The organism is Amycolatopsis sp. NPDC051371 (genome assembly GCF_040682155.1).
Lineage (GTDB): Bacteria > Actinomycetota > Actinomycetes > Mycobacteriales > Pseudonocardiaceae > Amycolatopsis.
In genome coordinates this window covers 74455-83990 of record NZ_JBFBAG010000050.1, presented here as the reverse complement: position 1 = coordinate 83990, position 9536 = coordinate 74455, and the positions used below count along the sequence as shown (strand labels likewise).

Below are 9536 nucleotides of genomic sequence, written 5' to 3'. Positions count from 1 at the left end.
CTCATCGAGCGCGACTGACGGTCGTGAGTGGGAAACAGTGTTAGAACACTGTTTCCCACTCACGACCCGGCTAGGGCAGCCTCGCCGCGATGTCGTCGATCGTCCACGCGCCTTCGGTTTCGATCACCTTGACGTCGTGCCAGCCGGCCAGTTCCGAGATCGCGCCGCCCTGGACCGCGAACACCTTGCCCGAAACAGGGCACTTCTCCGACGCCAAGTAAGCCACCAGCGGTGAGATGTTCGCCGGCGAGAACGCGTCGAACTCGCCCTCCTCCACCGGCGAAGCGAAGATCGCCCCCATCCCCGGTGTCGCCAGTGTCAGCCGCGTGCGGGCGATCGGGGCGATCGCGTTGACCCGGACCCCGTAGCGCTCCAGCTCGGCCGCCGCCACCAGGGTCATTGCCGCGATGCCCGCCTTCGCCGCGCCGTAGTTGAGCTGCCCCGCGTTCGGCAGGGTCACTCCGGACGCCGACGCCGTGTTGACCACCGACGCCGCCACCGGGGAACCCGCCTTCGCGCAGGACTTCCAGTACGCCGCCGCGTGGTGGAGCACCGCCGCGTGCCCCTTGAGGTGGACCGCGATCACCGCGTCCCACTGCTCTTCGGTGACGCTCGCGACGAACGCGTCGCGCAGGATGCCCGCGTTGTTCACCACGACGTCGAGCCGCCCGAACTCCGACACCGCCTGCTCGACCAGCTCCGACGCGCCCTGCCACGACGTCACGCTCGACGTGTTCGCGACCGCCGAACCGCCCAGGGCCCGGATCTCCGCGACGACGTCGGACGCAGGCCCGGCGGACGAGCCGCTCCCGTCGTTGGCGCCACCCAGGTCGTTGACCACGACCGAAGCTCCCTCGCGCGCGAACAAAAGGGCGTGCTCGCGCCCGATCCCCCGGCCCGCGCCGGTGATCAGCGCGACGCGCCCGTCGAGTGCACCCATCACAGCTCCACAAGTCCGTCTTTGAGCACGAGTGTGTCTCCTACCGTGGTTTCGAAGGCGTACGAAGAAGGTCCCGCCGCCCAGATCGACGTCGACAGGTCCTGACCCGGCAGCACCGGCGACGCGAACCGCACGGCCAGCCGCCGCAGTCTGTCCACTGAGGACTCACCGACCTCGGTCAGCGCCGCCCACGACGTGAACGCCATCGTGCACAGCCCGTGCGCGATGATCCCGGGCAATCCCGCGGCCAGCGCGACCTCCTCGTCGAGGTGGATCGGCATCGGATCGCCGGCGGCCGGGCCGTAGCGGAACGTCTGGTCGTCGTCGACGTGCTGGCTGACCTTCGCCACCGGCGCCTGAGCACGCAGAGCCTCGTCGAAGCGGTGCGAGGGGCCCAGCGAACCCTCCTTCGAGCCGGTGTCGAAGCCGCGGACGAAGAACGTCACGTACTGCTCGTTCACCAAGGAACCATCCGAGGAGCGGCATTCCAAGTACACCGTCGCCCGGGTGCCCTTCGGCAGCCCTTCGTAGCCGGTCATCTTCGCCCGCGACACCAGCGAATCACCGGGCCGGATCGGGCGGTGGAACCGGAAGTCCTGCTCGCCGTGCAGCACCCGGCCGAACAGCGACGTCGGCACCACTTCCAGCGCCGGTTCCAGCAGCGACTGGAACACCGGCACGATCGCGAACACCGGGCTCGCGACGTCGCCGGCGCGGTGGGCCGGGATCGGGTCGTTGGTCGCCGCCGCGTACTCGACGAGCCGCTCGCGCGTGACGTCGAACCGCGAAGGCGACGTCCACTTGTCGAGGCCGGCGGGATCGAACTTCATGCGACCAGGGCCTTGAACTTCTCGAGGGACTCGTCGAGGTTCTTCTTGCCGTCCTTCTCGACAGCCTTGCCGAGCGCGCCGACGATCATCTGACCGGTGAACTCGGCGTCGATGCTCGCCGCCGAGCCGGCACCGGCCGCCGCCACCGACAGCGAGAAGCTGATCTTGACCCCGGCCATCCCGGTCCCGGAGATGACCAGCCGGTGCGGCGCTTCATAGACGTCGACGGTCCAGGTGATCGTGTTCGCCATGCCGAGCATGGTGACCACTTCGGACACCTGCGAGCCCGGCGAGAACTCCGCCGGGACGTCGCCCTTCCACTTGGTGTGGATGGTCAGCCACTTCTCGAAGTTGTTGGGGTTGGAGAACTCCGCCCACACCTTGTCCGGCGCGGCGGGCAGTTCGACGGACGCGCTGATCCGGCCCATGGTTTCTCCTAAGCTCGCTGGTAGGCGGTGACGACGGCGGCGCCACCGAGTCCGATGTTGTGGTGCAGCGCGGCTCGCACCTCCGGAACCTGGCGCGCGTCCGCGTCGCCGCGTAGCTGCCAGGTCAGTTCGGCGCACTGGGCGAGCCCGGTCGCACCGAGCGGGTGCCCCTTCGAGATGAGCCCGCCGGACGGGTTCACGACCCACCGGCCGCCGTATGTCGTGTCGCCGGAGTCGACGAGTGCACCGCCTTCGCCCTCGTCGCAGAGCCCGAGCGCCTCGTACGTCAGAAGTTCGTTGACGGAGAAGCAGTCGTGCAGTTCGACGACCTGGAAGTCGGAAGGCCCGAGCCCGGCCTGCTCGTACACCTGCAGTGCGGCCTGCCGCGTCATGTCGTAGCCGACGATGTTCTTCGCGCTGCCGTCGAAGGTGCTGCGGAAGTCGGTCGTCAGCGCCTGCCCGACGATCTCGACGGCCCGCCCGGCGAGCCCGTTCGCCTCGACGAAGTCCTCGCCGGCCAGAAGAACAGCGCCGGAGCCGTCCGACGTCGGCGAGCACTGCAGCTTGGTCAGCGGGTCGTAGATCATCCGCGACGCGAGGATGTCGTCGAGCGTGTAGACGTCCTGGAACTGCGCGTACGGGTTGTTCACCGAGTGCCGGTGGTTCTTCTCGCCGATCTTCGCGAAGTGCTCGGCGGTCGTGCCGTACTTCTTCATGTGCTCGCGACCGGCGGCGCCGAACATCCACGGCGCGGGCGGGAACAGCACCTCGGAGATCTCGGCGAGCGCCTGCAGGTGGTTGCCCAGGGGCTGCTCGCGGTCGTCGAAGGTCGACCCGAGCGAGCCCGGCTTCATCTTCTCGAAGCCCAGCGCCAGCACGCAGTCCGCGCGCCCGCCGCGGATCGCCTCCGCGGCCAGGTACAGCGCGGTCGACCCCGTCGAGCAGTTGTTGTTGACGTTGACCACCGGGATCCCGGTCATCCCCAGCTCGTAGACGGCGCGCTGCCCGGACGTCGACTCGCCGTAGACGTACCCGACGTAGGCCTGCTGGACGGCGTCGTAGCCGAGCCCGGCGTCTTCGAGCGCCTTCGTCCCGGACTCGCGCGCCATCTGCGGGTAGTCCCAGTCTGCGCGCCGCCCCGGCTTCTCGAACTTCGTCATCCCGACGCCGACGACGTACACCTTGTTCGCCATGCAACAAACATACAGACCGGCATGTATTTATCAAGACCGGACCGCAGACCCGCAGGTCAGCGGCACTAAATCAGCCCAGCGGGGCCACCGGGCCGGGGTACCGAGCCGGGTCGAGGCAGCTGCCGAGACCGTCGACGACCGAGCAGAACCCCGGCGGCCGCACCGGCGCGTAGCCGGCCGGAACGCCGTGACCCGCGATCAGCTGCCGGTACGCCGCGACGGCGTCGGTCGGCCGGCGCGTCAGCGTGGCGTCGGAGCGGGCGTCCACTGTGTACAGTCCGAACCGCGGCTGGTAGCTGCCCCACTCGTAGTTGTCGGTGAGGCTCCAGTAGTTGTAGCCGATGACGTTCATGCCGTCGGCCTTCGCGCGCTGCACCCAGTAGATGTGGTCGCGCAGGTGGTCCGAGCGCGTGTAGCCGTCGGGCCGCGCGTTGCCGTTGTCGGTCGGCATCCCGTTCTCGACGACGTACAGCGGCAGGTTCGGGAACTTCCGTGCGTAGTAGCGAAGTGCGTAATAGATGCCGTCCGGCTGCGGCGTCACCTTCCAGAACTCGCCGCTCGCCGCGTGGATGGCGCTGAGGTTGTCGAGGCTCGCGCCGTAGTAGTAGTCGAGGCCGGCGAAGTCGAGCTTGTCGCGCACCTGGTCGAGGAACGACGCGTCCAGGACGCCCTGCGCGGCCGGGATGTAGGCCGTGTTGCTGGACACGAGCGCACCCGGGTCGAGCTGGTGGATCAGGTCGTACGCCGCGCGGTGCACCTTCACCAGCCGCGCCTGCGCCCACGGCAGCTTCCAGCCGGCGAGCCCGCCGTTGGTGGTCTCGTTCTGCAGGTAGACGGTCGGCTCGTTGATCGTGATCCAGATCGCGCCGAGCCCCTTGTAGCGGTCCACGACGCGGCGGGCGTTGGCGAGCCAGGCGTCGACCGTGCGGTCGCTGTCCCAGCCGCCCTGGTCGGCGACCCAGCCCGGGTAGACCCAGTGGTCGAGGGTGATCATCGGCCGCATCCCGGCGTCCACGACGTGCCGCACGACGTCGTCGTAGTACGCCAGTTCGGTCTGGTCGACCTGCCCGGGCCGCGGCTCGATCCGGGCCCACTCGACGCTGAAGCGGAACACGTTCACGCCGAGCTGCTTCGCGCGGTCGATGTCCTCGGCGTAGTGGTGCCGGAAGTCGACCGACTGCAGGTAGGGCTCCTTGATCGACGACGTCTTCGCCTGCTCGTAGCGGCGCCAGTTGCTGTCGGGCGCGGAGCCCTCGGCCTGGTAGCCGGAGGTGGCGACACCCCAGAAGAACGGTGTCGTGGCCACCGCCGGCGTCGACCCGGCCAGCATCGCTGTGACCAGCGTCAACACCGCAAGGATCGCCCGCATCGCACCCTCCGACCATTCATGAATAACCTTCATGTTAATGGTCGGACAGCTCGCGGCGCATCCCCCGAACAGCGGACGCGCCGCGAGCCGAACGCTAAGCGACCTTGAACGACTGAGCGGCGCTGCCGTCACAGGTCGCCTGGACCAGCTGGACGCTGTCCGCGGTGGACGCTCCCGGCACGGTCAGGCACTTGCCGCTGTGGCGGGCGACGAAGTGGTAGTACCCACTGCCCTCCGACACCGGCTGCCACTGCTGGTTGTTCCCGCCGCTGTAGGACCACAGCTGCAGGCCGGCGTTGTCCGTCGTCGCCACGTTCGTGACGTCGATGACCTCGGCCGGGTTGGTGCGGTTGTTGATGCGGTCGAAGCCGCCGCTGGTCGCGGCGAACTGGTACTGCTGAGCCGTGGTGCCGTTGCAGGTGTACTGCTGGATCACGGTGCCGTTGACGCTGCCCGCGGCCCGCGCGTCGGCGCACTTGCCGGACGCCTTGTTCGTCACGCCGTACCAAGTCGAGGGGTCGATCGTGCCCGGGTCCGTCGGCGTGGTCGAGCCGCCGCCGAGCCACTTGAGGCCGTCGAGCAGGAACCGGTTCTGGTCGGCGCTCTCGAACGTCGAAGACAGCGCGGTGTTCGTCTCGTAGTTCATCGCGTTGTGGCCGAAGTTCGAGTAGATCATCTTGTAGTTCTTGTTCGTCCACGAGATCGGGTAGTACCCGCTGTTCCAGGTCTGGCTCGGGTCGGTGCCGATCGGGAAGGTGGACTGGTCCATCGACGCCAGGATGGTGATGTTGCTGTTCTGGCGCAGGTCGTTCTGCCAGGCGTACCACTCGGACGTCGAGGACTTGATCGTCGCCGGCAGGTTCACCGTCGACGGGTGGGTGCGGTTCTCGATCTTCAGCGTCTCCGGCGTCGGGCCCCACGTGTTCGACGTGAACCGGCCAGTGCCGAGGAAGTCGTTGTGGAACCAGTTGGCGTACGACGGCGTCGAGCTGTCGTTGTACGCCGTGACGTGGAAGCCGTAGAACCCGCCGCCCGCCTGCATGTAACGCTGGAAGCCCTGGAACTGCGCCTGCGACTGCGGCTGGTCGTCGAGGAACATGACGATCTGGTACTGGCTCGGCGTGATGGTGGTCAGCTGGTTCCAGTTGGTCGTCGAGGTGTAGGTGAAGCCGTTGGCGCCCGCCTGCTGCGGGAACCAGACGTTGGCCTCCTTCTCGAAGCTGATGTGCGCGGCGTCGTAGGTGCCGCTGTAGAACGCGAGCACCTTGAACGGCGTCGCGGCCTGCACGGCCGGGGCGCCCAGGCTCAAGCCCAGGCAGGCGGCGAAGAAGGCCAATATCCGGATCAGGGGGCGGCGGACTCTGGACGACATGCGTGTTCCTTCCGGTGGGGGCGGGGAAACGATCACCAGTGGCGCGAGTAGTGCAGGCCGTAGCCGAAGGGGAACAGCGCGGGCTTGCCGTCACCGACGTTGATCGGCTGCTGGTCGGCGCTGCGCATCCAGGTCACCGGCAGCTTCCCGGTCGGGTTGTAGTCACCGAAGAGGACGTCGGCAACGCCTTGACCTTCGCTGCCCGGCAGCCACGACTCGACCAGCCCGGCCCAGTCCGGCAGCTGCGCCGCGATGTCGAGCGGCCGACCGGACACCAGCACGACGACGGTCGGCACCCCGGAGTCCTTGAGCTTCTGCAGCGTGGCGAGGTCGGTGGCGTCCAGTCCCATCCCTTGTGGACGGTCGCCCTTGCCCTCCGCGTACGGCGTCTCCCCCACGACCGCGACGGCGACGTCGTAGCTCTTGTCGATCCCGTCGCCGTCCTTGGCGTAGGTCACCTTCGACGAGCCGTTCTTGATGCCCTGCAGGATCGTGGTGCCGGGGATGACCGGGCCGCTGGTGCCCTGCCACCCGACGGTCCACCCGCCGGACTGGTTGCCGATGTCGTCCGCGCTCTTGCCGGCCACGAAGATCTTTTCGCGCTTGGAAAGCGGCAGCACGTGGTTCTCGTTCTTCAGCAGCACCTGGGATTCGCGGACGGCCTGGCGGGCGAGGTCACGGTGCTGCTTGCTGCCGATCGTGTTCAGGAACCGGCGGTCGGTCAGCGGGTGCTCGAACAGGCCGAGCTCGAACTTCTTCGTCAGGATGCGCTTGGTGGCGTCGTCGATCCGCAACAGCGGCACGCGGCCTTCCTGCACCAGCGTGCGCAGGGTATCGATGAACTTCTGCCAGTCGTAGGGCACCATCACCATGTCGATGCCCGCGTTGATCGACGCCTCGACCTCTTCGGGGGTGAAGCCGGTCTTGCCGTCGATCTTGTCGACGCCGTTGTAGTCCGAGACGACGATGCCCTTGAAGCCGAGCTCCTTCTTGAGGACGTCGTTGATCAGGTACGAGTTCGCGTGCAGCTTCACGCTGTTCCAGCTGCTGTAGGAGATCATCACCGAGCCGACCCCGCGCTGGACGGCGGCCTTGAACGGCGGCAGGTGGATCTGGCGCAGCTCCTGCTCGCTGATCTCGGTGTTGCCCTCGTTGACGCCGCCGGTGGTGCCGCCGTCGCCGACGTAGTGCTTGGCGGTGGCCATGACCGAGCCCGGCCGGTCCAGCTCTTTCCCTTGCAGGCCGGTGATGATCGACGACATCTGTGTCGCGAGCTGCGGGACCTCGCCGAAAGACTCGTAGGTGCGGCCCCAGCGGTCGTTGCGGGCGACGCACAAGCAGGGCGCGAAGTCCCAGTCGATGCCGGTGCCGGAGACCTCTTCCGCGGTGGCGCGGCCGATCTTCTCGACCAGCCGTGGGTCGCGGGTCGCGCCGAGGCCGATGTTGTGCGGGAAGACGGTGGCGCCGTACAGGCCGTTGTGGCCGTGGACGGCGTCGACGCCGTAGATGAGCGGGATGCCCAGCGGCGTGGCGAGGGCGGCTTTCTGGAAGCCGTCGTACATGTCGGCCCAGGTGACGGGCGTGTTCGGCGTCGGCTGCGAGCTGCCGCCGGAGAGCAGCGAGCCGAGCCGGCCGGTGGTGACGTCCGCCGGCGACTTCACGCCGAGGCGCTCGGCCTGCATCATCTGGCCGAGCTTGTCGTCGAGCGTCATCCGCGACATCAGGTCGGCGACCCGGACTTTCACCGGGCGCCAGGAGTCCTTGTACGCCGGGCCGTTTCCGGCGAGCGCCGGGGTTTCCGACGCCACCAGCAGCCCCAGGGCCAGTGCGCCGATACCCAGTCTGCGTCCGAGACCCATCCGGGTCCTCCTCGTCGAGAGACCGAAATTCACGCCTTGAATTAAGACACAGCGTTTGACGGTTGGTCCAGACCTCTGACCGAACTCGGTTTCCGCTCAGCGGGATTGCCGATTGCGGTCACGTACTGGCCTATTTGGCTTCTACGGTCGTTCCATGACTCGCGAACACGACGACCTCCTGGGCCTGCTGGCGGAAGTGCGGAAGCGCTTGCTGATCCCCGTCCGGGACATTTCGGACGCTGACGCGGCTCGCCGGACCACGGTCAGCGAACTGACGCTGGGCGGGTTGATCCGCCACCTGGCGACGGGCGAGCGCATGTGGCTCCAGGTCTTGAAGTCCGCGGACGGCTCACTCCCGGACGGCATGCTGGACACGACGCAGTACTCGATGAGCGAAACGCTGGCGCACTGGGTGTCGGCCTACGCGTCTGCCGCCACCGAGACGGATGCCTACGTGCGGTCGCTGCCCTCGCTGGACGTCGAGGTCCAGCTGCCGATGACACCGTGGTCACCCCCGGAACCGCAGTTCTGGTCGGCCCGCCGGATCGTCCTGCACCTGATCCACGAAACGGCCCAGCACGCGGGCCACGCGGACATCATCCGGGAGTCCCTGGACGGCGCGAACTCGACCGCCCAGCTGAACTGAGCCACACTGGCCCGATGCCGGCCGTCTACAAGAACCCGCGCGGCCACCGCGAGGTGCGGCGGTGGTGCACGGAAGCGTTGGCCCGCGCGGACTTTCCGATCACCGGCACGACGCTGACCACCAGCGCCGGGCGCGTCGAGCTGACCTCGGCCGGCACCGGACGGGCGCGCGTCGTCCTCGTGCCCGGCACCGGGTTCACCGCCGCCGTGGCGCTGCCGTGGCTGCGGGCGCTGTCGGCCCGATGGCCGGCGACGGTGGTCGACCTGCCCGGCCAGCCGGGACTCAGCGACCCGCGACGCCCCCGGCGGACCAGGTCGGCCTGGTACGGCCGGGTACTGGACGAAGTCCTGACGGCGATGGACGCCGAAGACGTCGTGCTGGTGGGCAACTCGCTGGGCGCCGCCGTCGTCCTGGCCGCCGGCTCGCCCCGCGTCGCGGCCCGGGCGCTGGTCTCCCCCGCCGGGATCATGCGGTTGAGCGTGGATCCGCGGCTGGCCATGGCTTCGACGCTCTGGCTGCTGCGGCCCACCGCCGCGAACACCCGCCGGATGTTGCGGCTGTTCGTCGGACCCGATGAGGAGCCACCCGCGACGGAGGTGGAGTGGATGACGCTGGTGGCCGCCTGCTGCCGCACGACACTGGCCCCGCCACCGCTGCCTGCCTCGCTCCTGACGCAGCGCGCCGGACAGCCGTGCGTCATCGGAGTCGGGGAACACGACCGGTTCCTGCCACCGCGCCGACTGGTCCCCGCGGTGCACCGCACGATCGGCGGCGACGTCCGGGTGTTCCCCGGCATGGGCCACCTGACCACGCGGGCGCATCTCGACGACGTCGTCGACCTCGTGGCCGAGGTGGCTTAGCGATCCGGAACTGTCGGTGGCCGCCGGTAGCGTGCGGAA

General features: G+C 68.4%; 9 protein-coding genes. 2 read left to right on the top strand and 7 right to left on the bottom strand.

What is annotated here, in order from left to right; genetic code table 11:
- Positions 1-70 precede the first annotated feature (70 nt).
- The 7 genes from AB0M59_RS42925 to AB0M59_RS42895 all read right to left on the bottom strand — a co-directional run bounded on the left by AB0M59_RS42925 (position 71) and on the right by AB0M59_RS42895 (position 7991).
- Positions 71-940: an SDR family oxidoreductase gene (locus tag AB0M59_RS42925; protein WP_364627315.1), complete on the bottom strand. Its 870-nt coding sequence runs from the start codon at positions 938-940 to the stop codon at positions 71-73.
- Entirely contained in the window at positions 940-1770 is an 831-nt protein-coding gene (locus AB0M59_RS42920) for a MaoC/PaaZ C-terminal domain-containing protein (RefSeq protein WP_364627313.1), read from the bottom strand. Before AB0M59_RS42920 ends, AB0M59_RS42925 begins: the two co-directional genes overlap by 1 nt.
- A complete protein-coding gene (locus tag AB0M59_RS42915) occupies positions 1767-2198 on the bottom strand; it encodes an SRPBCC family protein (protein ID WP_364627311.1) in 432 nt (143 codons plus the stop codon). Before AB0M59_RS42915 ends, AB0M59_RS42920 begins: the two co-directional genes overlap by 4 nt.
- Before the next feature lie 8 nt (positions 2199-2206).
- Positions 2207-3391: a lipid-transfer protein gene (locus AB0M59_RS42910; protein WP_364627310.1), complete on the bottom strand. Its 1185-nt coding sequence runs from the start codon at positions 3389-3391 to the stop codon at positions 2207-2209.
- 70 nt (positions 3392-3461) lie between these two features.
- Complete coding sequence (locus AB0M59_RS42905) at positions 3462-4760, bottom strand: family 1 glycosylhydrolase (RefSeq protein ID WP_364627308.1); 1299 nt, start codon at positions 4758-4760, stop codon at positions 3462-3464.
- Between the two features lie 94 nt (positions 4761-4854).
- Complete coding sequence (locus AB0M59_RS42900) at positions 4855-6132, bottom strand: ThuA domain-containing protein (protein WP_364627306.1); 1278 nt, start codon at positions 6130-6132, stop codon at positions 4855-4857.
- A 32-nt stretch (positions 6133-6164) separates the two neighbouring features.
- The gene (locus AB0M59_RS42895) at positions 6165-7991 is read right to left on the bottom strand and encodes a glycoside hydrolase family 3 N-terminal domain-containing protein (protein ID WP_364627305.1); all 1827 of its coding nucleotides are present in this window, start codon (positions 7989-7991) and stop codon (positions 6165-6167) included.
- A gap of 154 nt (positions 7992-8145) precedes the next feature.
- On the opposite strand from AB0M59_RS42895, the gene AB0M59_RS42890 reads away from it, so the two are divergent.
- Positions 8146-8637: a DUF664 domain-containing protein gene (locus AB0M59_RS42890; RefSeq protein WP_364627304.1), complete on the top strand. Its 492-nt coding sequence runs from the start codon at positions 8146-8148 to the stop codon at positions 8635-8637.
- 14 nt (positions 8638-8651) lie between these two features.
- Positions 8652-9497, top strand: coding sequence for an alpha/beta hydrolase (locus tag AB0M59_RS42885; RefSeq protein ID WP_364627302.1), 846 nt, complete (start codon positions 8652-8654; stop codon positions 9495-9497).
- The last annotated feature ends 39 nt before the right edge of the window (positions 9498-9536 follow it).

Excerpts from the sequence above, each read along its gene's own strand:
- AB0M59_RS42890 (WP_364627304.1), top strand. The coding sequence starts at position 8,146 with ATGACTCGCGAACACGACGACCTCCTGGGCCTGCTGGCGGAAGTGCGG.
- AB0M59_RS42925 (WP_364627315.1), bottom strand. The coding sequence starts at position 940 with ATGGGTGCACTCGACGGGCGCGTCGCGCTGATCACCGGCGCGGGCCGG.
- AB0M59_RS42885 (WP_364627302.1), top strand. The coding sequence starts at position 8,652 with ATGCCGGCCGTCTACAAGAACCCGCGCGGCCACCGCGAGGTGCGGCGG.
- AB0M59_RS42915 (WP_364627311.1), bottom strand. The coding sequence starts at position 2,198 with ATGGGCCGGATCAGCGCGTCCGTCGAACTGCCCGCCGCGCCGGACAAG.
- AB0M59_RS42920 (WP_364627313.1), bottom strand. The coding sequence starts at position 1,770 with ATGAAGTTCGATCCCGCCGGCCTCGACAAGTGGACGTCGCCTTCGCGG.
- AB0M59_RS42900 (WP_364627306.1), bottom strand. The coding sequence starts at position 6,132 with ATGTCGTCCAGAGTCCGCCGCCCCCTGATCCGGATATTGGCCTTCTTC.
- AB0M59_RS42905 (WP_364627308.1), bottom strand. The coding sequence starts at position 4,760 with ATGCGGGCGATCCTTGCGGTGTTGACGCTGGTCACAGCGATGCTGGCC.
- AB0M59_RS42910 (WP_364627310.1), bottom strand. The coding sequence starts at position 3,391 with ATGGCGAACAAGGTGTACGTCGTCGGCGTCGGGATGACGAAGTTCGAG.
- AB0M59_RS42895 (WP_364627305.1), bottom strand. The coding sequence starts at position 7,991 with ATGGGTCTCGGACGCAGACTGGGTATCGGCGCACTGGCCCTGGGGCTG.